Source organism: Ensifer sp. ENS09 (genome assembly GCF_014852425.1).
Classification (GTDB): Bacteria; Pseudomonadota; Alphaproteobacteria; order Rhizobiales; family Rhizobiaceae; genus Ensifer.
Map to the genome: position 1 here is coordinate 534282 of NZ_JACVBP010000003.1, position 23233 is coordinate 557514.

24 protein-coding genes are annotated in these 23233 nt (G+C 60.6%); 15 read left to right on the plus strand and 9 right to left on the minus strand.

Going from position 1 to position 23233, the window contains the following annotated elements; genetic code table 11:
* Nucleotides 1-99 precede the first annotated feature (99 nt).
* Nucleotides 100-288, minus strand: coding sequence for a hypothetical protein (locus IB267_RS33955; protein ID WP_371742588.1), 189 nt, complete (start codon nt 286-288; stop codon nt 100-102).
* Nucleotides 289-867: 579 nt separating this feature from the next.
* On the opposite strand from IB267_RS33955, the gene IB267_RS17585 reads away from it, so the two are divergent.
* Complete coding sequence (locus tag IB267_RS17585) at nt 868-1140, plus strand: hypothetical protein (RefSeq protein WP_371742589.1); 273 nt, start codon at nt 868-870, stop codon at nt 1138-1140.
* Between the two features lie 30 nt (nt 1141-1170).
* Nucleotides 1171-1869, plus strand: coding sequence for an MOSC domain-containing protein (locus IB267_RS17590; protein ID WP_246810689.1), 699 nt, complete (start codon nt 1171-1173; stop codon nt 1867-1869).
* 54 nt (nt 1870-1923) lie between these two features.
* On the opposite strand, the gene IB267_RS17595 is transcribed toward IB267_RS17590, so the two are convergent.
* The 3 genes from IB267_RS17595 to IB267_RS17605 form a co-directional block, all read right to left on the minus strand.
* Complete coding sequence (locus IB267_RS17595) at nt 1924-2541, minus strand: flavodoxin family protein (RefSeq protein ID WP_192448755.1); 618 nt, start codon at nt 2539-2541, stop codon at nt 1924-1926.
* Nucleotides 2542-2610: 69 nt separating this feature from the next.
* Entirely contained in the window at nt 2611-3537 is a 927-nt protein-coding gene (locus IB267_RS17600) for a hypothetical protein (protein WP_192448756.1), read from the minus strand.
* Between the two features lie 543 nt (nt 3538-4080).
* Nucleotides 4081-4938, minus strand: coding sequence for an alpha/beta fold hydrolase (locus IB267_RS17605; protein ID WP_192448757.1), 858 nt, complete (start codon nt 4936-4938; stop codon nt 4081-4083).
* A 137-nt stretch (nt 4939-5075) separates the two neighbouring features.
* Between IB267_RS17605 and IB267_RS17610 the strand changes: the two genes are divergently transcribed.
* Entirely contained in the window at nt 5076-5522 is a 447-nt protein-coding gene (locus IB267_RS17610; RefSeq protein ID WP_192448758.1) for a hypothetical protein, read from the plus strand.
* A gap of 19 nt (nt 5523-5541) precedes the next feature.
* On the opposite strand, the gene dinB is transcribed toward IB267_RS17610, so the two are convergent.
* Together dinB and IB267_RS17620 are read right to left on the minus strand one after the other, a co-directional pair.
* Entirely contained in the window at nt 5542-6624 is a 1083-nt protein-coding gene (gene dinB, locus IB267_RS17615; RefSeq protein ID WP_192448759.1) for a DNA polymerase IV, read from the minus strand.
* 40 nt (nt 6625-6664) lie between these two features.
* Nucleotides 6665-7336, minus strand: coding sequence for an SOS response-associated peptidase (locus tag IB267_RS17620; RefSeq protein ID WP_192448760.1), 672 nt, complete (start codon nt 7334-7336; stop codon nt 6665-6667).
* Between the two features lie 186 nt (nt 7337-7522).
* On the opposite strand from IB267_RS17620, the gene IB267_RS17625 reads away from it, so the two are divergent.
* From IB267_RS17625 to IB267_RS17640, 4 genes are all read left to right on the plus strand, one after another.
* Nucleotides 7523-8284 carry an ImuA family protein gene (locus IB267_RS17625; protein WP_192448761.1) on the plus strand — a complete coding sequence of 254 codons (762 nt, stop codon included), beginning with the start codon at nt 7523-7525 and terminating at the stop codon, nt 8282-8284.
* Nucleotides 8199-9722, plus strand: a complete 1524-nt coding sequence (locus IB267_RS17630; RefSeq protein ID WP_192448762.1) for a DNA polymerase Y family protein — start codon at nt 8199-8201, stop codon at nt 9720-9722. Before IB267_RS17625 ends, IB267_RS17630 begins: the two co-directional genes overlap by 86 nt.
* On the plus strand, nt 9719-12985 hold the full coding sequence (locus IB267_RS17635) for an error-prone DNA polymerase (protein ID WP_192448763.1): 3267 nt from the start codon (nt 9719-9721) through the stop codon (nt 12983-12985). Before IB267_RS17630 ends, IB267_RS17635 begins: the two co-directional genes overlap by 4 nt.
* 221 nt (nt 12986-13206) lie before the next feature.
* The gene (locus tag IB267_RS17640) at nt 13207-14205 is read left to right on the plus strand and encodes a serine hydrolase domain-containing protein (protein ID WP_192448764.1); all 999 of its coding nucleotides are present in this window, start codon (nt 13207-13209) and stop codon (nt 14203-14205) included.
* A 161-nt stretch (nt 14206-14366) separates the two neighbouring features.
* Here the strand turns inward: IB267_RS17640 and IB267_RS17645 are convergent, their stop codons facing one another.
* Complete coding sequence (locus IB267_RS17645) at nt 14367-14609, minus strand: helix-turn-helix transcriptional regulator (protein WP_192448765.1); 243 nt, start codon at nt 14607-14609, stop codon at nt 14367-14369.
* Nucleotides 14610-14701: 92 nt separating this feature from the next.
* Here IB267_RS17645 and IB267_RS17650 point away from each other — a divergent pair, with 92 nt between their 5' ends.
* The gene (locus IB267_RS17650) at nt 14702-15592 is read left to right on the plus strand and encodes a LysR family transcriptional regulator (protein WP_192448766.1); all 891 of its coding nucleotides are present in this window, start codon (nt 14702-14704) and stop codon (nt 15590-15592) included.
* A gap of 77 nt (nt 15593-15669) precedes the next feature.
* Here IB267_RS17650 and IB267_RS17655 read toward each other — a convergent pair whose 3' ends face one another.
* Entirely contained in the window at nt 15670-16074 is a 405-nt protein-coding gene (locus IB267_RS17655; RefSeq protein WP_192448767.1) for a GFA family protein, read from the minus strand.
* 578 nt (nt 16075-16652) lie between these two features.
* On the opposite strand from IB267_RS17655, the gene IB267_RS17660 reads away from it, so the two are divergent.
* Nucleotides 16653-18167, plus strand: coding sequence for a sensor histidine kinase (locus IB267_RS17660; RefSeq protein ID WP_192448768.1), 1515 nt, complete (start codon nt 16653-16655; stop codon nt 18165-18167).
* On the plus strand, nt 18167-18553 hold the full coding sequence (locus IB267_RS17665; RefSeq protein WP_192448769.1) for a response regulator: 387 nt from the start codon (nt 18167-18169) through the stop codon (nt 18551-18553). The genes IB267_RS17660 and IB267_RS17665 overlap by 1 nt, the downstream gene beginning before the upstream one ends.
* 165 nt (nt 18554-18718) lie before the next feature.
* On the opposite strand, the gene IB267_RS17670 is transcribed toward IB267_RS17665, so the two are convergent.
* Entirely contained in the window at nt 18719-19024 is a 306-nt protein-coding gene (locus IB267_RS17670) for a DUF1236 domain-containing protein (protein WP_192448770.1), read from the minus strand.
* Nucleotides 19025-19329: 305 nt separating this feature from the next.
* Here IB267_RS17670 and IB267_RS17675 point away from each other — a divergent pair, with 305 nt between their 5' ends.
* From IB267_RS17675 to IB267_RS17695, 5 genes are all read left to right on the plus strand, one after another.
* Entirely contained in the window at nt 19330-19842 is a 513-nt protein-coding gene (locus IB267_RS17675; RefSeq protein WP_192448771.1) for a hypothetical protein, read from the plus strand.
* Between the two features lie 378 nt (nt 19843-20220).
* Nucleotides 20221-20754, plus strand: coding sequence for a nutrient deprivation-induced protein (locus tag IB267_RS17680; RefSeq protein WP_192448772.1), 534 nt, complete (start codon nt 20221-20223; stop codon nt 20752-20754).
* Entirely contained in the window at nt 20747-21166 is a 420-nt protein-coding gene (locus tag IB267_RS17685) for a phage holin family protein (RefSeq protein WP_192448773.1), read from the plus strand. The genes IB267_RS17680 and IB267_RS17685 overlap by 8 nt, the downstream gene beginning before the upstream one ends.
* On the plus strand, nt 21163-22092 hold the full coding sequence (locus tag IB267_RS17690; protein WP_192448774.1) for a DUF3618 domain-containing protein: 930 nt from the start codon (nt 21163-21165) through the stop codon (nt 22090-22092). Before IB267_RS17685 ends, IB267_RS17690 begins: the two co-directional genes overlap by 4 nt.
* Before the next feature lie 81 nt (nt 22093-22173).
* On the plus strand, nt 22174-23130 hold the full coding sequence (locus tag IB267_RS17695; protein WP_192448775.1) for an SDR family oxidoreductase: 957 nt from the start codon (nt 22174-22176) through the stop codon (nt 23128-23130).
* The last annotated feature ends 103 nt before the right edge of the window (nt 23131-23233 follow it).

Here is a 23233-nt window from a genome sequence, read left to right on the forward strand (position 1 = left end):
GAAGCACGTAAAAGCATCGGTTTCGAGTGGGAAAGTTGATGAGACACCCCTCTGGCAGGTTTTCACGCGACAGTTCATGCGCGGCCAACGCTGCCAGGATCATTCACCCGGGTCTTGCTTCTCTCCCGCACTCTTCCCGTCGGAACTTTTCGATCGTTCCTCGAAGCGTTCCTCGCCTTTGAGAAGGGGGCTCCCTTTCAGCTCTTCGATCCGCCGCTCTTCCTGTTTAGCGCTCTCGTGCATGCCCTTCGCCGACTCGCGGCCAGCGTCCAACGGTGCGTTTGCTATTTCTGTCGCGGAAGATCCGGAAAGCCGGCCGGTAATTCCTCCGATATTCCCGCTCCCATCCGCGCTAACCGAGCGAGCTTCCTTTATCGCCGTGCGCACCTCTTCTTCTTCCCAGCCGGCTTCGACGGCGGCCGAAATCAAACTGGCCTCGTTGGCCGGCAGAGATCCCGCGGGACCGATGGTCGAGAGGGTTGCTGAAACACATCGGAAACAGTCGGAGGACCGTTCCGCGCTTCCCTTCGGGGTTTTTGGGGATGCAACGTATGTCATGGTCAAGGCCTTCATGGTTTATGGGGTCGTGCTCGGCGCGCCTCGTCGTCGCGTTGACCCCCAGCAAACCCGCTGTTTTGTAAAATGTTCCGTTCACCGGCGCGCGAGGTTCAGCGAACGATGGATGCCCTTGGCCGCGTCGCTCCATCCACCTTGCGGCGGCTTTCGTTTACGCGCGGCACGGAACCACTTTGCGCCGCCGTCGTTTGACAATCGGTGATTGCCATCAAGGGCGAGCATTGGCTCGGTGCCGCCCCGACCACCGCGTTGTTGAATGGAACGAGCCATTAGGAGGACGTCACTTTGCCGATGTTCTACTTCCGAACCACCGACCAGGAAGGCTTCAGTGCCGAAGATCGGGGGTTCGAATTCCCCGATGAGGAGGCAGCCATTACTGAGGCAAAAGTGACTCTGGCTGAGATGGCGGCCGACGGCCTCCCGCGGCACCCCATATCGATGATCGGCATACAGGTCTTTGACCAGGAGCGTGTTTTGCTGATCGAATTGAGATTGGTGCTTGAGACCATTCCAAATTCAAACCGTCGCGTGCCGGGAGCACACCAACCGCAGAAGGTCCGTTGAGCGTTGGGCGCGGATCGAGGGCGTCGCGTCATGGGCACTGCGCTATATGGAATTCACAACCCCGCACATCGCGAAGAACCGGTGCCGGACAGCGCGAGGGTTCTGAAGGTTCTTGCGGTCTGCGTCGGCAAGGCGGAAGGTAGACCGGGCAAGAAGGCAAAAACCGGAATCAATAAAAATCCGACGAATGAAAGCAAGTTCGTGGGAGGCGGAGGTGTCGAAGGCGACGCCGTGTGCAACCAGAAGCACCACGGCGGACCGGAGCAGGCGGTGTACGTTGAGGGGGACCTGACCCGGTTGTGGTGGCAATACACACTGAACAGGACCATCGATCACGGGCTCCTCGGAGAAAATCTTTGCTTCGAAGGACTGGATAACCAGACCGTGGCGATCGGCGATCGCTTCATCGTAGGCGACCTCGTCATGGAAGCGACAGCACCGCGGATGCCATGCCGGATCCTGGGTGAAAAGATGCGTGATATGAGTTTTCCCAAGCTGTACAAGGAAGCTGCTCGAGCGGGCTTTTACTGTCGGGTCATTCGGCCTGGGCCCATCATCACAGGAGCGTTGGTAAGGTATCTTGCCTTCGCCGGGGAGAGGATCTTAATGCCAGAAGTGATGGCTCACTATGGCCAGAAGGCACCGCCTGAATTCATCGCACGCTGTCGTGCTGCGCCGGTGCACGCGAGGTTGCGTGCGTCACTGAACGTTGGCGTGATCAAGTTCTAGGCTGAGTGGTTCACATCAACTCGAGTTCTTCGCATGAACGGCAGCTGCTACCCGCTATTTTGTTTCGGCTGGATAGGGGTTTTCCTTCATCAGTTTCGCTAGGTGAACCGTGTTGCGGGCAAGCATCTCGACTGCGGTTTTCACCACCTTTGGCACCTTGGCAAGATCGACGAAATTCGTGCTGCCCATCGCCTCTCCCACCCAATAGGCAACGGCATTGGCTGCAATGGTGAAACCGACATCATTGAGCGCCTGGTAGAGCTCGGCAGAAACGTGATGGGCGCCATCTTCGTTGCCAACGACAGCCACTGCCGCGACGCGACCGTAGGAAACCATCCTGCCCTGTTTGTCGGTCTCTTCCAGAAATGCGTCCATCCGCTCCAGCGCACGCTTGGCTACGCTCGATGGCTGTCCCATCCAGATTGGTGTTCCAACAACGAGAATATTGGCGTCAAGGATCTTCCGACGCACGTCCGGCCACTCGTCTCCCTCTCCTTCGTCCGACAGGACACCAGGTTTAATGTTCAGGTCCGCCAGGCGAATGCGCTCTGTCGTCACGTCCAGTTCCTGCATGGATATGGCAATGAGATCCAGCATCCGGTCGGTAGAGGAGGATTCTCCGCCGGAGGGCTTCAAAGTGGCATTGAGAGCGATCGCTTTGAGCTTCGCCATGGGACGTCTCCCCGAAATTGCTTGGGCGCAAAGCTTCGCCCAAGCCCAATTGGGTTTCTGGTAGCGGTCTTAAAACCTGTCCGGGCTCACGCTGAGAAAGAGCGCTTCCTCCTCGTCTCTTTGACGCCCACCTAACGCGGCAGCTGCGCTAGCAATGAATGCGCCGATGATGAGTGAAAGCGCGCCAACAAGGGCAAAGGTGGCACCGGCCTTTCGGGCGTCGTCGACTGCCTTCTGCCCATCCACCTTCGCTTGCTCGATCCGGGCCAGAACCGCGTCGACGCGCGCGCTGGCGTCGGCCTGCGAAAGTCCCGTGCGTGCCGCGACGAGTTGAGCCAGATAGGTCCTGTCGTCTGGCGCGACTTGCCCGGAAGCCGCGCTTTCGACCAAGATCCGGGAAGCTTGAGCTGCGGCCGTTGTGTCCCCTTCCGCTCCTGGTGCCGCGATCCGCGCGGGGTCGGTCGGGCGGAGCAGGGCGTCGACGAAGTAGGATGTCATTCCGCCGCCGCTATCGTTCCCGGTCCCGCCCCCCGCACTCGAGGAGGCGCCCATCGCGGCACCCGAGGCCACGGTGGAGGCCGCTTGTACGCCGCTGCCTACCACCGCCGAGATGGTAGAACCCAAGAAGAAGGCCACGACGAGCGTCGCGAGGGCCCAGGAAAGAAAACCATGCGCCGTGTCCCTGAAGAAAGTTTCGTCTGTGTGGACACCCACCCACTTTGTCCGCAGCCGGCCCGTCAGGTAGCCGCCAAACGCGGCCGAAAGCCATTGGACCACAATCAGCCAGACGGCCGTGGAAACCGCAAAGGTAGTAATGCTCGCGCTCTGACCCGACCAGGGCGAAACCATCGTGAGACCCAATCCGGACCCCACCAGCATAAGGATGAGGGTCAATGTGGAAGCTGCGAAGGCGCCGGCAATGATCGGCGACCAGTTCACGCCGGAGGCGGACGATTCCGTCGGCGCTGAGACATCGGCAAGTACGGAAGTTTCCATCTCGGCCTCCTATCGCATGAAGAGCATCAAAAGGATGATGATCGGTATCGGAACACCGAGTAGCCAAAGCAAAATACCGCGACCCATAGCCGTCTCCTTGTAAGGGTGGTGGTGCGAGCAGCGCGCTGCCCGAGCCACTGTTCAGCACTGAAAGGGCTTGCAGGGAAGGCTTGTCCAATGTCGCCTGCCGCAACCGTCGAGCGCTCGGCGCTTCAAAGCGGTTGGAATGAAAAAGGTTCCGCAGGAGGCCAAAGCGATATCGGATGGTCGAGTGATGAAGCTCGGCCCGACGCGCAGTAAATCCGAGGCCATTGGCTCCGTGTCACCTCTTGTGCGGCGCTCCGCACGCCTCTACGCGAACTGATCTTTCTGATTTGAAGCGAGGACAGAGCTAGTCAAACTCGAATTTCCTGCCCCCCCGGAAGCTAGGATAATGCGGAGCATTTCCAAGCCATGATCGATTCGGTTGTGCCGGCTCGGGAAATACGGCTTTCTCAGGCCGCGGGGGGCGAGTGAATCGGCCCTCGATAGGGCGGGAGCGGTTCATCCGAGGAACGCTTTCATCTCTGCCGCCAAAGCTTCGGGTATTTCTTCGGCCATGTGATGGCCGGAGACCAGGCCCTTGCCGCTCAATGAGGCTCCAGCCCACGGCCGCCAGATGCCGAGAACGTCTCCATAGAGCTCCTCGAGATCGTCCTTGAGAGACCAGAGGACGAGCATCGGCGACTGCACCCGATTCCCGTTCTTTCGGTCTTCGGCATCGTGAAGATGATCGATTGCTACGCCGGCGCGGTAGTCCTCCAGCATTCCATGGACAGTCTGCGGGTTGTGTATGGCATCCAGAAAATCGGCGAAGGCATCATCTCCCATGTATTGTGACGTGGCCTTGTACCAGGTCTCTGGATCGGCATTGATCACGCGTTCGGGGGTCTCGAGTTGCGCGAAAAAGAACCAATGCCACCATGCCTTCGCAAAATTGGCGTTGCATCGCTCCAGCGCTTCGATAATAGGCACACCGTCGAGAATGATGAGACGCTCGACTGCTTCTGGATGGTCCATCGCCAGCCGGAAGGCCGTATAGCTTCCTCGGTCATGCCCAGCGACGGAAAACCGATCGAAGCCCAATCGCTGCATGAGCTCGATGCAATCCAGAGCCTTGGCTCTTTTTGACGAGCCAGTGTGGTTGGGCATATCTGCAGGGATCGACGACTGGCCGAAACCGCGGAGATCCGGACAGACCACGAAATAGTCGGGAGCAAGCGTCGCCGCCACCCGATGCCACGTCGCATGCGTGCGCGGGTGCCCGTGCAAGAGCAGAAGTGGTTTTCCCCGTCCGCCATATCGCACGCGCAACGTCGCACCGGACACCTCGATCATTTTGAGCGTGAAACCTTCGAACATTGGTGCTGAACGACCGAGCGCGAAGAGGGTTCCGCGCGCTGCATGGCATATGCGACTGCAAAAGGGTTGTCCTTGGGGGAACCGGGATCCTTCGTCGACCGTTACGAAGGTCCATTCTGACAAAAGCGGAGAGCCAAATGTCCAGTGATCCGAAAGACGACCTTGATCCGAGCAATCCCCGCGTCAGCGGGACGACGGTCGGCCAATCGGTCGAAAGCAAAGCGCAGATGGCGGATGCAGAGACTGTTGCATCAGGCGGTCGAACCGAAACCCTCAATGTTTACCGGTTGGTTCCCATCGCTTCTGCCAGTGATCCACGATGGGCAAACGCACCCTCGCAAGGGGAAGTTGTCGTGGCGGCACGCACCTCAGGGGACGCGCGCGTCGTCGCGGCCGGCGGCGAACTCGACTTCATGGAAATAGACGCAGCTCCGGCCGAGGATGTGACAACGGCCTCGGCAAGTCCGTTTCGATCCGAAAAGCTCTATAGTGTCGTCGAGATCGAAAGAGGGCGGCCGGGACTTGTAAGGGGTATCCTGTCGGGTGCGATTTCTGTCGGCAACATCAAGCCGACACAGGTATGACCTCTTGGCGGGGTCGACGTCAAAGCGCTAGCGCGAGCTGTGGTGCGCTTTGGGCGCTCGCATGGTGGAGCGATGAGACGCTGACCCCGAGCAGTCGGATGCCCTTTGAGACGGGAAAGATCGGTGACAGGAGCAAGGTGATGATATCGGCAAGTTCGCTCGAACTCGATACCGGCGCCGTGACCGTCTTGCTGCGGGTGATCTGCGTGAAGTCCGCCCACTTCACCTTGAGCGTCACCGTCCTCCCGCGGATGCGATTGGCGTCGCAATAGCGCCAGACCTTATCGATCAACGGCTGGAGGCCGGCGTGCGCCGTTTCGAAGTCGTGGACATCGATTGTGAAGGTGTCCTCCGCACCGATCGACTTGCGCTCCCGATCGGGTTTGACCTGGCGCTCGTCTATGCCCCTCGCAATCCAGTAAAAATACGGCCCAGACTTGCCGAAGTGCTGCTGCAGGAAGACAAGGTCGCAGGCTTTGAGATCCGCACCTGTCTCGATCCCGAGCTTGTGCATGCGCTCCGCCGTAGCGGGTCCGACACCGTGGAACTTCTTGACCGGCAGCGCTTCGACGAAGGCCGGGCCGTTCTTCGGCGTAATGACGAAAAGCCCGTCGGGCTTTTTCTGGTCCGACGCCATCTTGGCGAGGAACTTGTTGTAGGAGACACCGGCGGACGCCGTCAGTCCCGTTCGTACCTTGATTTCCTGGCGGATTTCCTCGGCGATCTCGGTGGCTAATTCCATCCCCTTCAGGTTCTCGGTGACGTCGAGATAAGCTTCGTCGAGCGACAGTGGCTCGATGAGCGGGGTGTACTCGCAAAAGATCGCGTGTATCTGCTGCGACACGGCGCGATAGGCATCGAAGCGCGGCTTCACGAAAATCAAGTCCGGGCATTTGCGCTTGGCCGTTACCGAGGGCATGGCCGAATGGACCCCGAACTTGCGGGCTTCATAGCTGGCGGCCGCGACGACGCCCCGCGCCTCGCCGTGACCGACGGCAAGAGGAAGCCCGCGAAGCTCTGGATTGTCCCTTTGCTCGACGGATGCATAAAAGGCGTCCATGTCCACATGGATGATCTTGCGTGGGCGCTCGGGCGTTTCCATCGCCTTCACCTTGGTCGCGCCCTTGTGTCCGGGTGACCGCTCACAGGAGCAAACCTTCTTCGGTGGGCGCGGCCGGCGGTTCCACGACGACCAGCATGTTGCCCGGCAGCGGCCGTTGGAGATGTTTGACCTCATCCCAGGATCCGGTGAGCCACAGGTCAACTTCCTCAGGGGTCGTCAGAATGACGGGCATCGCCTTGAAATGGATCGGTGCGACAACCTCGTTCGGCGACGTCGTCAGGAAGCCGAAGAGTTCGTATTCGCGCTCGCCGTCGCGTACGCGCCGGACACCCTTCCACGGTGTCCAGAACCCAGCAAAGAACATCAAAGGTCGATCCCTGCTGCCGGCAAACCAGGCGTTCGGGATCTTGCCTCCCAGAAGCTTCGCTGCGGGATCGGGCTCGGCAAAGGAAGTGAATGGCACCACGCAGCGGCTGGTCGGACCCAGCCATCGCCGCCAATGCGGCGAATTCAGGTTTCGGATGTTGGTAACGCCGGGATCATAGTTTTTCACGACTTCCGGCGGGGAGGGCATGCCCCAGGTGGTGCGGGTAATCTCGCGCTCACCGTCTTCGCCGACGCGCACGATCGGCGCCTGGTAGCCGGGATAGACGTCCAGCGATGGCTCGTTCCAGCCGGCCTTGTCGCGGAAGGCTCTGGTGAACTGGATGATGGCGTCACGCGTGGTCGTCAGATTGTAGAGATTGCACACGCTCCAGTTCCTCCGTCTCCAGCGCCGCGTTCATATCAGCGGTCGCCGTTGCCTGTCGTCTCGTGTTGCATCGACGAGAAACTCTTGGCTCAAAGGCCAGTTGACTCGCAATGCGAAAGAGAACAAATAAAGAACATATCAACAGGAAGCGCTAATGCAAAGCCCCAGGGAGCTGTTCCTTCCAAAATGCCCCGTCCAGTCGACAACTCGGTCGTTTCCGAACTGCGCGAGCGCATCCAACGCCTCGAAGGCACGAGCGGTCGCGGGCGCCAGGTCTTGCCGTTCGGCGTTGCCGAAATCGACCGGCGCTTGCCCGGTGGGGGGCTTGCGCTCGGCGCGTTGCATGAGGTCGCCGGCGGCGGCAATGGCGCGATCGACGGCGCTGCCTCGGCGCTCTTCTCAGCAGGCATTGCTGCGCGTTCCAAGGGCAAGGTGCTCTGGTGCGTGACACGGCCGGATCTCTTCGCGCCGGCATTGGCCCAAGTGGGGCTGTCACCGACACGGGTCATCTATGTGGAGGCGGGAGACGAAAAGGCGCTTCTTGCCTGCATGGAAGAAGGCCTGCGTCATGGCGGCCTGGGCGCCGTCGTCGGCGAACTGGCGCGCCTTTCGATGACGGCCTCGCGGCGCTTGCAGCTTGCGGCCGAAAGCTCAGGAACGATCGGGATCGCGATCCGCCGGTGGCGAAGGCAGTCGGAGGCCTCGGATTTCGGGCAACCGACGGCATCGACGACGCGTTGGCGGGTTTCCGTCCTGCCGTCCGCACCGTTGCCCGTTCCAGGTGTTGGCCGCCCGCGCTGGCTCGTTGAACTCATCCGTTGCCGATCCGGCGAAAGTGCAGATTTTGAAGTGGAGGCCCCCGATGCCAAGGGTCGTATCGCTCTTCCTTCCGACCTTTCCCACGGATCGCCTGAGGAGGAAGCTCGCCGACACCGCGCCGCCGGCTGATGCTCCGCTCGTCCTTGTCGGCAGGCGGGATCGCCGGCGGGTCGTTATGGCGGCAAACGCGGCAGCTCTTGCCGCGGGGCTGAGGATCGGCATGCCGGCAACCAAGGCACAGGCGCTGGTAACCGGCCTTGTCGTCATGGATGCGGATCCCGTTGCCGATGCCGAGGCGCTTGAGCGTCTGGCGCTTTGGGCACTTCAGCACTATGCGCCAATCGTTGCCGCCGATCCCCCCGACGGGTTGGTGATCGATACGACGGGTGCCGATCATCTGCACGGCGGCGAGGCGTTGATGTTGTCGGGCATGGTCAATCGCTTCCATGGGGCCGGCATCGCCGCACAGGTGGCGATCGCCGACACCTGGGGCTCGGCACACGCCGCTGCCCGCTTCCTCGCTCGGCCGACGCTCGCTGTAGCCCCTGGCACTCAAGGGGAAGTCATCCGCACTCTGCCGATAGCAGCCTTGAGGCTCGATCCGTCTGTCGTTCATGGCCTTCGCGTTCTCGGGTTCAATACGGTCGGCGACATCGACCGTCAGCCGCGCGCCCCGCTCTCCTTGCGTTTCGGGCCGGAACTTGGCCGGCGCCTCGATCAGGCGATTGGCCGCGTTGCCCAACCGATCGACCCGATACGCACGCCCGAGCTTATCGAAGTCCGTCGCTCGTTCGGGGAGCCGATCGCTGCCGCCGAAACCATCGCGCGCTATACGGCCAAGCTCGTCAGCGTCCTCTGTCGGCTGCTCGAGGAGAAGGGCCTGGGCGCGCGGCGCGTCGATCTCCTGTTTCACCGTGTCGACAGTTCCTATCAGGCGATCAGGGCTGGAACGGCGACCCCCGTCCGCGACGTCAAGCGATTGACGCGGCTACTGACTGACCGCATCGAGACGATTGATCCCGGTTTCGGGATCGAGATCATGTCGCTGACGGCGACGCACACCGAACCGCTTGTTGCAACCCAGGTGATTTCGTCGCTGGTCGAGGAGCCGGAAGCCGATGTATCGGGTCTGATCGACATCCTCGGAAACCGCATCGGCCATCGCCGGCTCTTCCGCTTCGCGCCGGTCGCAAGCGACGTGCCTGAGCGCTCCATCGCCCGGATTGCGCCGATGGCGCCGGATGGGGGCGAGACCTGGCCCGGTCACTGGCCGCGGCCGACGCGCCTTCTTCTTCATCCCGAGCCGATCGAAACCATGGCGCTTCTTCCAGACCATCCGCCGGTCAGCTTCACCTGGCGCGGCGTGAGGCGGCGCGTGCGCCGTGCCGACGGGCCTGAGCGCGTCTTTGGCGAATGGTGGAAGCGCGATGCCGAACTCGTCGCGGTCCGTGATTACTTCCAGGTCGAAGACGACGCCGGGGAGCGCTACTGGATCTTCCGCTCCGGCGACGGAGAACACGGCGAGACGGGCAGCCACCGCTGGTTCCTGCACGGGATATTCGGATGACGGCGCCGCGCTATGCCGAGCTGCAGGTGACCTCGCACTTCTCCTTTCTGCGGGGGGCTTCGTCCTGCGAAGAGCTATTTCAGCGCGCAGCAGAGCTTAAGATCGAGGCGTTGGCGATCGTCGATCGCAATAGCCTCGCCGGCATCGTCAGGGCGCATCAGGCTTCCAAGGACACGGGCGTCCGGTTTGTCGTCGGCTGCAGGCTCGATCTCGACGACGAGATTTCCGTGCTTGTCTATCCGACGGACCGCCCGGCCTATGCGCGCCTTTGTCGGTTGCTGTCGCTTGGCAAGAAGCGCGGTGGCAAGGCGAAATGCCGGCTCGCCTGGGCCGATCTCGTTGCCTATGGCGAAGGCCTGATTGCCGTTCTGCTTCCGGACCAGGCCGATCAAGATTTGGCGCTGCAGCTTCGGCGCCTGCGCGAAGCCTTCGATGATCGCAGCTACGTGGCGCTGACGCTCAGGCGGCGGCCGAACGATCAACTGCGGCTTCATCAGCTTGCAAACATGGCCGCCGTCCATGGCGTCGCGACAGTCGTTACCAATGACGTCCTGTTTCATGTGTCTGAGCGGCGCATTCTCCAGGATGTCGTCACCTGCATCCGTCACAACATCACCATCGATGACGCGGGCTTCAGGCGCGAGCGCCATGCCGATCGCTACCTGAAGCCGCCCGAGGAGATGGCGCGGCTATTCCCGCGCTACCCGGAAGCGCTCGCCCGCACGGTCGAGATCATGGAGCGCTGCCGCTTCTCGCTCGACGAGCTCGCCTACCAGTATCCCGAGGAACGCTCCAATCCGGAACTGACGGCGCAAGAGACGCTGGCGCAGCTGACCTGGGAGGGGGCGGCCTGGCGCTATCCCGAGGGGCTGCCGGACAAGGTCAGGCGAAACCTCGAGCATGAATTGAGGCTGATCGAGAAGCTCCAATATGCGCCCTACTTCCTGACCGTGAATGCGATCGTCCGCTTCGCGCGCTCGAAGGACATTCTCTGTCAGGGCAGGGGATCGGCGGCCAATTCCTCGGTCTGTTATGTGCTCGGGATCACCTCGATCGACCCGGATACGAATGATCTGCTCTTCGAGCGGTTCGTTTCCGAGGAGCGGCGCGAGCCGCCCGACATCGATGTCGATTTCGAACACGAGCGCCGGGAGATCGTCATGCAATGGGTGTTCGACACCTATGGCCGCGACCATGCGGCACTCTGCTCGACTGTCATCCGCTACCGGTCGAAAGGCGCGCTGCGCGATGTCGGCAAGGCGCTCGGGCTGCCGGAAGACATGACGAAGATGCTGTCGTCCCAGGTCTGGGGATGGGGCGAGGATGTCGGCGAAAAGCATGCCGAGGAATTGAACCTCAATCTTGGCGACCGGCGCCTGCGCCTGACCCTCGATCTTGCCCGGCAGCTCATGGGTGCGCCGCGGCACCTGTCGCAACACCCCGGCGGCTTCGTACTCACCAATGATCGCCTCGACGAGCTCGTGCCGATCGAGCCGGCAGCCATGGCAGACCGGCAGGTGATCGAGTGGGACAAGGACGATATCGACATCCTGAAGTTCATGAAGGTCGATTGCCTGGCGCTCGGCATGCTCTCCTGCATGAAGCGCGGTTTCGATCTCTTGTCCGAGCACAAGGGGATCAACCTCGATCTTGCGACCATCCCGGCCGAGGACCCGCGCACCTATGCGATGATCCGCAGGGCCGACACGCTCGGCACCTTCCAGATCGAAAGCCGTGCGCAGATGTCGATGCTGCCGAGGATCAAGCCGCGCACCTTCTATGATCTCGTCATCGAGGTGGCGATCGTTCGCCCCGGCCCGATCCAGGGAGACATGGTGCATCCGTATCTGCGCCGCCGCGAGGGAAAGGAGGCGGTGGTCTTTCCGAAACCGGAACTGGAGCAGGTGCTCGGCAAGACGCTCGGCGTGCCGCTCTTCCAGGAACAGGCGATGCGGGTCGCGATCGAATGTGCCGGTTTCACGCCTGGCGAGGCCGACCAGCTCAGGCGCGCCATGGCGACGTTCAAGCACACGGGCGGCGTCTCGAAGTTCGGCAAGAAGCTGATCGCCGGCATGGTCGCGAACGGCTACGAGGCGGACTTTGCCGAAAAGACCTTCCGCCAACTCGAAGGGTTCGGCAGCTACGGGTTTCCGGAAAGCCATGCCGCTTCTTTCGCGCTCATCGCCTATGCGTCATCCTGGCTGAAATGCTGGCACCCGGATGTCTTCTGCGCCGCCCTCTTGAACGCCCAGCCAATGGGCTTCTACGCGCCGGCCCAGATCGTTCGCGACGCGCGCGAGCACGGGGTCGCGATCCGGCCGGTCTGCGTCAACGAGAGCCGCTGGGATTGCACGCTTGAGCCGACCGGCGACGACGCCCGATTTGCCGTGCGTCTCGGTCTTCGCATGGTCAAGGGGCTTGCGAATGTCGACGCAGCCGCCCTCGTTGCTGTGCGCGCGGAGCGACCCTTCGAAAGCGTCGACGATCTCTGGCGCCGCGCCGGCGTGCCGGCAGCTTCGCTTGTCGAACTCGCCGAAGCCGATGCGTTCAGACCTTCGCTCAATCTTGCACGGCGCGAGGCGCTCTGGGCGATCAAGGCGCTGCGCGACGAGCCTTTGCCCTTGTTTGCGGCCGCATCCGATCGTGAGAACCGAACGGTGGCCGAGCTCGATGAACCGGCGGTAGCGCTGAGGCCCATGACGTCAGGCGGCGAGGTGGTCGAGGACTATGGCCATGTCGGGTTGACGCTGCGCGAGCATCCGCTTTCGTTCCTGCGTGCGGATCTGACGAAGCGCCGCATCGTCAGCTGCCGGGAAGCGATGCGGTCGCGCGATGGAAAATGGCTGGAGGCTGCGGGGCTGGTGCTGGTGCGCCAGCGGCCGGGTTCGGCCAAGGGCGTGATGTTCATCACCATCGAGGACGAGACCGGGGTTGCCAATCTCGTCGTCTGGGCAAAGACCTTTGAGAAGTTCCGCCGCGTCGTTTTGGGTGCCGGCATGCTCGGCATCTACGGCCGGATCCAGAGGGAGGGCGAGGTGGTGCATCTGGTCGCGCACCGGCTGACCGATCTTTCAGGCCAGCTTGCCAGCGTCGGCGATCGTGATGCCGATTTCCCGCTGCCGCATGGCCGCGGCGACGAGTTTCATCGGGGTGCGCCGGCGCCCGATCCGTGCGGACTGCCGAAGGGACCGCGGCCGCGCGATATCGTTGATCCCTATTTGCATCTCGATCAGATCAAGGTGAAGACGCGGGATTTTCGGTGAAGCGGAGTTTCTTTCTTTCAGCTCGTGTTCGCTAGCTGGAAACGATCGCGACTCCGAGACGGGCATCAATGTGGTAGGCCGTCAGCGCCGTGCTCTAGAACGATGAGGCGAAGCCGGCCATTGCACTTGTTGCGAGATCACCTATTCTCGGATGTCGGCTATATTGGAAAAGCAACCGGCGATTGATCGCTAGTTCTGCCGCGTGGGGGAGCGCCTACGGCGTGCAAAAGAAGATTTCAAAACTAATGGAAGCAGGCGGCGTGCCCGGACTATCAATCTTCGTCATGCGGGATGGTTTGATGGAGTATGGAGCGTTTGGCGTTCGGAACGTTGACACGGGGCTTCACGTCGATATCCAAACCGTGTTTGAAGCAGCCTCTCTCAGCAAACCAGTCGTCGCGCACGCGGTGCTACAGCTCGTTGATGCTGGCAAGCTGGATTTGGATGAGCCGTTGGTCAGTATTACCAATGCAAAAATTGTTGATGATCCCGCGTTCGCAACGATCACTGCGCGTCATGTTCTCTCCCACACCGCCGGTCTGCCGAACTGGCGCAATGACGATTATCCTTTGCGAACCTATTTTCCGCCTGGGGCCCGCTTCAGCTATTCGGGGGAAGGATTTGCATATCTCCAGTCGGCGCTCGAACGGCTGACCGGCGAGCCACTGAATACTATCCTCCAACGGCTGGTGTTCAGTCCCCTCGGGATGGACACTTCAAGCTTTGTCTGGCGTGATACCTTCGATGCCAATGCAGCGTTCAGCCATAACTGGGAAGGAGAAGTGGGATGCAAGTTCAAGCCCCAGCGAGCGAATGCAGCTTTCTCCCTTCACACGACAGCGCTCGACTACGGGCGCTTCATGGTCGACGTCGTTGGAAGAGGGCTGCTTTCCGAGCGAGCGTCTCAACTTTGGTTGGAGCCTCAGATTCCGACGCCAAGAGGCTGTATTCAGGCGCTGGAGAGCGTGCATTATGAATTGCAGGCCGGCGTGTTTTGGGGCTTAGGCTGGGGCTTGGAACCGCATGCAAACGTGATTTTTCACTGGGGCGCAAACACTGGCGCTACCGCGTTTGTGTTGGCAGTCCCCGAAAGGCAAACAGCTCTTGCCGTCTTCATGAACAGCGACCGGGGCTTAGACATCGTGCCGGGTATTGTCGATTACCTTATTCCAGGTCACCATCCTTCTTTGGATTGGCTCGGCCTGTCAGGCAATTGGTGAATAGGGCATAAGTTGGAATGGCTGCGGCGGCGCCTTCCCCACTGCCGGCCCCCGGACTCGCGTAGCTTTCCCAAAGGGGGGGAGCGATTGTCGAATTCTATCTCATGTCGATGAAATCAACATGACGCTGCTTCTTCAATGAACCAAGGTTCCGGTCGCGGCTAGTCTCTGACCTGAGATACATGGTCCATTGCTTGATGGGGGTCGAAGCCCAAGAGCCTAGCGAGCTCTAGGAACTCTACGACGTCCACCCGGCGTTGTCCGCTTTCAAGGCGCGCTACGAACGACTGGTATTCGCCAAGTTTTGTCGCAAGTTCGGTTTGCGTGAGCCCTGCGGCCTCCCGCTTTGCGATTAGTAGCGCAATCAGCGCTTTATGCCGTGCCGTACCGAGAGTTTTGGCCACGATTTGCCCACCTGCCTTGAGATGGGGGCTTCATTTATATCTGATTTTCAGTTATCTTAAATTCAGATAATTTGCGCTTTGGGATGGTTTGCATGGAACTGCGTCAACTCTCCTACTTCGTCGCAGTGGCCGAGGAGCTGCACTTTCATCGGGCGGCGATGCGTATGCACATCGCCCAGCCGGCGCTGAGCTCGCACATCCAGGCACTGGAGAAGGAGTTGGGTGTCCGGCTGCTGGATCGGTCGACGCGGCGGGTCGAGCTGACGCGGGCAGGGAAGGCGTTCTACGATCGGGCGGTGCGGATCATCGGCGGTGTCGGGCTGTCGGCTGAAGTGGCGCGCTCGGTTGCCGGCAAGGCGGCACGCACGATCAGGATCGGAACCGTCTATCCGGCAACGACCGGGGTGTTGCCTTCGTTTCTATCGCGCATCGGTCGGAAGTTTCCGGATGTGGCGCTGCATGTCAGGAGCGGCTCGACCTCAGACATCATCCGCGGACTGGAGAACGGCCAGATCAACCTCGGCTTCATCCGCCCGGTCGAAAACATCGGCTCCTTGCGGTTCTTTTCAATCGCGCATGAGCGCTATCTGCTGGCGGTCGAAAGGACGAGCCGGCTTGCCGCTCACAGCGAGATCGATATCGAGGATCTGAGAGGAGAGAAGATCATCGCGTTTTCCCGGCAGAACCTCTCCTATTCGGAGCGCTATTTCTCCGAGATGTTCGACACCCAAGGGTTGGCTGGAAACATTGCCTACAGCTGCGATGACACGTTCTCGTTGGTATCGCTGGTCTCAGCCGGCCTTGGCATCGGCTTTGTGCCGGAATGGACAAAGGATCTGCCGAACCGCAACTTTGAGCTTAGACCGGTGCGCGGCGTCGATCTGAAGATCGGGTTGGGTGTCGCTTGGAACAAAGAGGATCCAACGGCGTCACGGGATGACATCATCGATATAGCCCGGTCACTGGCGCGGTCGGGCAGGTGAGGGGAGATACGTCTGCGTCTGCTCTTCAGCTATCAAGGCGCGTCAGCTGCCGGGCCCTCTGTAAAATCCTACTACGGTTACGCGCGTGGGAGGCCGTGGAAATGATCGACGGTGTCGCCGAGTTGCACCCAGTCATGCTTCGATTCCTCGAACACCGAGATGGCGGGCGGCGCAAAGGTAGGGTCGGCGAATGAACCGATTGCCACCCCCACCCAGGTCGGCGAAGCCTCGGCCATCCAATAAACCGTCGAACCGCAGGTCGGGCAAAAATGCATTCGCACCTTACGCCCGCTATCGCCGGTTCGGGTGTATTCTGTCGACACCCCTGAGATTTCGACGCAGTCCGTTGCGTAGAACGCATTCGCGCTGAACGGCGCACCCGTTCGTCGCTGGCAAGCAAGGCAGTGACACAGCGCGGTCAATTGAGGCGGTTCTCTCAAGCTCAGTGTCAGAGCGCCACAGGCGCATCGCGCGGTTGCCATCGGAAGTTCCTCCAGTCTGGCGTGGGAAAATCGTGTTGAGTTGGGGGAGGTTTGGCGCAGCTCGAAACCGCGCTTTGTGCGGTCGGTGCGATTGGCTGAATTCCGGACCCGGTCCGGCATGCCGAAACGATAATGTACAACGCGAACGACCAGCCGTCTAGGAAATGGGTCGAATTGCTGGCTAGAGGTCTCTTGGGCCCGGTCGACCGGCGGTACTGTCTCAAAGAATTTTGCCGACGACCTGCGTAATCACCGCACCGACCAGGGCAGCCAGGCTGACGGCTGCGCTGTGCATCCGCCTAACGGGCTTCCAACCCATTGGGGAGCGTCTGGACGCAGGAGACGGCCCCGTCACCGCTGGCGGGACTCTTTACGATGGCATTGCAAATGGCTCTTCCCGGTTGCCGGTGACGGGTTCGGACGTAGCCGCCTCTTGAGATCTTGAATTCATGCCCGCGTGCCACACCTAATCTTCTTACCTGAACCTGCTGAGAGCTGAGCCTAAGTGACGGCAAGGCTACAGCAGTCTCTGCAGAAAGCCGAGTTCTCACGGGCTCGATTGCCCAGCGGGGCCACACATGAGCCAACGCGATACTGTCGCCGATAAGTCCTGGATCAGGAAGGCCGATGAATTGGAAGCGCTCTTCCAACTGACGGACGGTCTTTATCGCGCAGAGACCTCCACCGATGTGTTCGATGCGACATTCGATGCGATCGAGCGAGCATTGGGGTGTTCGCGCGCCTCGATCCTGCTTTTTGACCACCAGGGCGTGATGCGTTTCGTTGCTTCGCGGGGGCTGTCAGAAGGCTATCGCCGCGCGGTTGACGGGCACTCACCGTGGAAGCCGGGAGACCGAGATGCCGTTCCCATTTTCGTCAGCGACATCGAACTGGCTGACGAACCACAGGCACTCAAGGATATCATCACAGATGAAGGGATCCGCGCCCTTGCCTTCATACCCCTAACCATCGACGGGATCGTGATCGGCAAGTTCATGGCCTATCGTGAGATCGCTCACGTATTTACGGCGGACGAGGCCGTCCTCTGCCTTACGATCGCGCGCCAGCTCGGCTTTAGCATCGAGCGTCAGCGATCAGAGGAGGCCCGCCAGCGCGCGGAGGAGGGGCTTCGCCGCACCAATGAGCGGTTACGTGCCATCCTCGACAGCGCCAGCGAATATGCCATCATCACGCTCGACGCGGCCGGCTGCATCGCAAGCTGGAACAGTGGCGCCGAACGTCTTTTGGGTTATCGCGACAGCGAGGTACTTGGCCTTTCCGGAGGGATCTTCTTCAGCCCTGAGGATCGGGTCTCCAATGTCCCCCAACAGGAAATGCTTATCGCGGGCGAAAGGGGGCGTGCGGCGAACGAAAGATGGCACTATCGCAAGGATGGCTCACGTTTTTGGGGTTCTGGCGTGATGCTTCCTGTGGAGGAGAGCGGACCTGATCGCTATCTCAAGATTTTCAGAGACAGAACCGAGGAGCGCAAGGCAGAAAAGCGCCAGAAGCTCCTGGTCGGAGAACTCAACCACCGGGTAAAGAACACGCTCGCGACCGTGAGTTCCCTGGCCGAGCAAACCTTGAAAAGTTCTGACTCTCCCGAGGCGTTCGCCCAAGCCTTAAACACCCGTCTGCTCGTGCTTGCCAAGGCGCACGACCTTTTGACACGCGAGGCATGGCAGTCGGTGAACCTGAGCGATATCGCGCAGACCGTTCTGGCAGCCTGGGTCGAAGATGGCCGCGTGTCTCTCCGCGGCGCACCGATCCGCATCAACCCGAAGCAAGCCCTTGCGCTTTCAATGGCGTTCAACGAACTGCTGACCAACGCGATTAGACATGGCTCGCTATCAAACGGTAATGGACGCGTCGCGCTGTCCTGGCAATGCCAGGATGTGTGCAGCATCTTGTGGGAAGAGCGTGGTGGACCACCGACGGCAGTACCCGATCGGCAGGGGTTTGGCCTGCGGGTCCTCAATCGGGGCCTCGCCCACGAACTTGGATATCCGGTCGAGCTCCGCTTCGAACCGGAAGGACTGACATGCACGATGAGCCTGGATTTCACCAGCAAGCCGCCCTTTGGAGCGCACTGATGTTGACCCACTCAAGTACATTGGCGGGACGGCGAATACTCGTCGTCGAAGACGAAATGCTCGTGGCCATGTCGATCGAGGACACTTTGGCAGCGGCTGGAGGGCAGGTTGTGGGCCTCGCTCCCTCGGTCAGCCGGGCGTTGGTGCTGATCGAGGAGACGTCGCCGATCGATGTGGTCGTGCTGGATATGAACCTCCAAGGGCATAGCGGGACCCCGGTAGCAGACGCTTGCGGCGAGAAATCGATCCCGTTTCTCGTTCTGAGCGGATATGGGGCTTCGGCTTTGAGCGGCAGCACGCACACCGCTCCAACTCTTGGCAAACCATTCGCGAGCGAGGCGCTGGTTGAGGCAGTCGAAGCTCTCCTTCGGCATGGTGACCTATAGGTTCTTGCGTCTGGGAGATGGACATCGTGCGACGAAACCAAAGACGGCCGCCGCACGCGCTTACCTCGGGCCGCTGGCCCGAGGTGCCCTGGTTTGACCGACGGGAGCTCGGTCATTCGGGAGTACACCTCATCCGGGTTGCCGAGCGAGGGAGACCCCTCGCGGTCACTGCAGGACCCGAACGACCTTGCGTGTGCCGGGATCCACAAGCACCGTGCGGTTATCAATGACCACGTAGCGATACTGGACGTCGGGAGCGTCAATCGTATGCAGCTCCACTGTGTCAGGAAGCGCGGATCCGACATTGAGTTCTACGCCGGGCAGATTGATCGACGCGATCGGTTTTTTCTTCACATATTCCCGAACGACTGTTTCCTGTTCCGGGGTAACAACGACCGTTTGCGCAAAGGTCACGCCGGTTGCACCGAGCAGGTAGAACCCGGTGACGGCAATGTTCAGAAGCTTTCTCATGTTCGTCTCCAAATCAGATGGTGAATTCCCACTGTCAGCGGGAATTCCGTTCAAACCTCCTCTCGCAGGGACGGTTCCGGTTGCCCGACCTCAGTCGCAGCGTAGTTTGACATTGGTCGGAGGTTGCTTGGGACCAAGGTCTTACGGACCAAGATAAATGCGTTGGCTAGGGAAATAGCTGCTCATCCAAGCTGGCGACGAGCGCCACCACTTCACCCTGCAAGTTCAGCGCAGATCTGTTGGTGCTTGTCGATAAGCACTTGTTGACGTGGAAATTTGCTCAAATGAGTAGCGAGCGCCGTTGAATGCAGTCGCCCGCCAAGGGCGGGCGACTTTGTTCGCATCACAGTTTCGGCATCCAGGCGGCTTTATCTGCCATCAGGCAAATCGTCTGGAACGTCTTCGTCTGGATCGAGCCCCTTGTCCGGGATCTCGATTTCCTCGTCCTCGACCGATTCTTCGTCTTCGTTGGGATCGGGAACGGGCTCTCTCGGTTCCGGCAGATCGTCTTGGCGAAGCGGGCCATCTTCGGGGATTTCACCGAGCCGATAGCGTTTTCGATCGCATACCATGGACTGGTCTCAGCTTTTCCGATCGCGACCGCCAGAACTGCTCCCGGAACTGCCAGAGCTGCGCTTGCTGCTCCCAGAACCAGAACCCTTGTTGGCGCCACTCTCGCGGCTGCTGGATTCGCGTTTGTCATCGTACTTGTGGCTTTGCTGGCCAGCCTTGCGCTGTTGTTCGCTGCCACCACCATGGCCGCCTTGATTTGGCATTGTGTTTCTCCTTGGTTTGTCCTCCTCAGTCGATCTGACTGAGGAGGACCTAAGCGTCTTCCAGCGATAATGTTCCGCCGGGGCCGAAAAGGCGGACCAATTCTTGGCTGCCGTGCGGGTCGTACGCTGCCATGCAGCACGCCAGCCCGACTTTTGGCCGAGCGAAAAGGGGCGACCCACGCTGCTCCCAGCACCGGTTGCCGGCGGCTCGAACACGACGGCAAGTGTGCTCTGCGATCCATCAAGGCCCTGCGACGAGATCCGTGACCGGCTGTTTCACACGAAACGGGCGCGCAGGAAGAGATTGGTCTCCTTCGCCTGCCGGAGGTGATTGGCGGATTGGGCTGGGAACAAGATCGCAGGCCGCTGGTTTGAACCCAACGGATCGGGGTGCCGTCCACGCAAACCAGTAGGCGCGACATGATCGACGACCCACAAAACCGCAGACCACAGCAGCAGCCGGATGTCTGGCGCTCGAATGAGGGAGACCCAAACCTCGGGTGGCCCCAAAACCTAGTGCCGGACCACGACGCCGATGAGGATGCCGAGTATGGCAATCGCTCCAGCCACGCAAAGGCGGCAGAGGCCAAAGCGATGGATGACGAAAAAGGCGCACTTGCGCAACAGTTGCGCGGGCTTGCCGGCGCCATGGAGAGAGTCGGCTCCGAGCTCTCTCATTCGGACCAGCCTGCGCTTGGTCGCTACACCCAAAGGCTCGGCCGCTCAGTCGGTCGCCTGGCCCGCGATTGCGACAATCGGGATCTCGGAGAAATCGCGGCGCTGGCGGAAGATTTCGGGCAGAGGCAGCCACTTGCTTTCCTCGGCATGGCTGCGATCGCGGGACTGGCGGCAAGTCGTTTTTTGAGTGCGTCGGCCAAGAGGTCGGACGAAACGCCGTCGACTACCCGCCCTGAGGGCAACTGGGCCTTTGAAAGGAAGGTGGGCGATGCTTAACTCACGAGACGACCGTTCCTTGTCGGACCTCATGGCGGGACTGGTGAGCGATATCGCCGGCCTGTTCCGCAAAGAGATCGATCTCGCAAAGGCTGAGGCAAGCGAAAACTTCTCCCGCGCAATTGGCAGCATCGAGACGCTCCTCATCGGGCTGGTCTTTGCCATCGCGGCCATCGGCGTGCTTTTGAGCGCAGTGGTGGAGGCGGTCGGGGCCTTCATGATCGGCCAAGGAATGCAAGAGGCCAATGCCCATGCGCTCTCAGCGGTCCTAGTCGGGCTTTTGGTGGGAGTTCTCGCGTGGGTAATGATTTCCCGAAGCCTCGCCACGCTTTCACATCGCAGCATTCGCTTCGATAAAACCGCGGCCTCGCTCCAGCGCGACCTCGACGTGGCCAAGGAGACAGTGAAATGAGCGCCGATACACCTTCATCCGCAGAACTCCAGCGGGAAATCGAAACCGATCGCCAAAGGATCGAAGAGCGTCTCCATGCCATTCAGGAGCGAATGTCCCCTGGCGAGTTGATGGACGAGTTCATCGCTTACGCGAAAGGAAGTGGTAGTGCCGAATTCCTCGGCAACCTCAGCGGCGCCATGAAAGCAAATCCAATTCCGGTAGCGCTGACGGGGATCGGCCTTGCTTGGCTACTTGCCGATCCTGGCTCGAAGGCGCCCCAAGCTTCTGCCGTCGATCCAGGAATGGACGACTATCCGCTCGCCCCAATCAAGGGCCACATGCGCCGGGTGGGGCCGGTCGAGGCGAATTTCGGCGACCGTTACAGCCATTTCGAAGATCAAGGCGGTAGCCGCTTTCGGGCGAGAACTGACGCCGCTGGCCGCAGGGCGGGTCACTTCGTTGATCCAAGCGGGACGGTCTATCGCGGTTTCGCTGACGCTTCCGGTCAGGCAATCGACGACATACGGGACGAGACCGGCAGCTTGTTCGATGAAGCAACCGGTTGGGCGTCGGCGACGTGGCGCGAAGTGAAAGGCACGGCGAGCGGGATTTCCAGCACCGTCTCGAACGCCGGCCGCTCCGCCGCCGATAGTGTTCGGAGTGTCCGCGAAAGCGCCCAGAACCACGGTGCGGAACTGAATGCGGTTCTTGTCAAGACTTTTCGCGACCAGCCCCTTGTTGGCGGCGCGCTCGCGTTTGCGATTGGTGCAGCTATCGGAGCAGCATTGCCTGCGACTGATTTTGAGGATGAGGCGGCCGGCGAAGCTTCGGATCGCCTCCGCGATCACCTTGCAACAACGGCCGACGCAGTCGCGGAAGGTGCCATCGAGGGCGCCAAGGGTGCGATCGATGAGGCTGACCGGTCCGAACACGACCAAAAGTAGGCCTGGCCGAGGGCTTGCGCCAGTGCATGCTCAAGGTTGAAGCGCGCCGGTGTTTCCTCTTCTTAGTCAAAGGAGATTTGAATGACGGCTCCTACCGCACAGAAGCAGCGCAAGATCCAGAAACAGGTGGAGAGCGCCGACAGGAAGGAAGAAGATCCCAAGCCGCGCGGCGCCATGCAAGCGGGAGCGCGGCATTATCCTGAACCTCCCTTTCCGAAGGTTCATCAGGCCAAGCCGGGATCGGAGGCCGATCTGCCGCTTGCGCCGATGTATGACGCGCCCTTCTACAAGGGATCGGAGAAGCTGAAAGGCAAGGTTGCGCTGATTACCGGAGGCGACTCCGGAATCGGGCGGGCCGTTGCCATCCTTTTTGCACGTGAGGGAGCAGACATTGCCTTCGTACACCTGGATGAAGGGAAAGATGCTGCCGATACAAAAGCTGCATTGGATGCGGAGGGCCGTCGATGCCTCGTGAAAAAAGGCGACGTCAAAGAAGACGAATTTTGCCGAACGGTCGTGAAGGAAACGGTGGAGACGTTCGGACGCTTGGACATTCTTGTCAACAATGCCGCGTTCCAGATTCACGCAAAGGACATCGAAGACCTGACTGCGGAACACTTCGACGAGACGTTGAAAACGAACCTCTATGGATATTTCTACATGGCGAAGGCGGCCATTCCGCATCTTGGGAACGGTTCTTCGATTATCAACACGGGATCTGTGACAGGACTTGTGGGATCAAAGGACCTACTCGACTACTCGATGACGAAAGGCGGCATTCATGCTTTCACGCGCGCCTTGTCTGGTCACCTCATTTCCAAAGGCATCCGCGTCAACGCGGTCGCTCCCGGTCCTGTCTGGACACCCCTCAACCCTTCCGACAAGGAAGCTGGAGACGTGGAGGCGTTCGGGTCCAAAACGCCGATGAAGCGGGCTGCCCAGCCAGAGGAGATTGCGCCCGCTTACGTCTTCCTCGCATCGCCGCAGATGTCGAGCTACATCACCGGCGAAATACTGCCCATCATCGGCGGCTACTGATTGCATCCGGGGTAGTCGCTGACGCTTAGAGCCTTCGTGCGGCAAGCCGCTCGCGAGTAGATAGTTGAGACGCGCAAGGCGGCAACATTTTTGGAACCGTCGG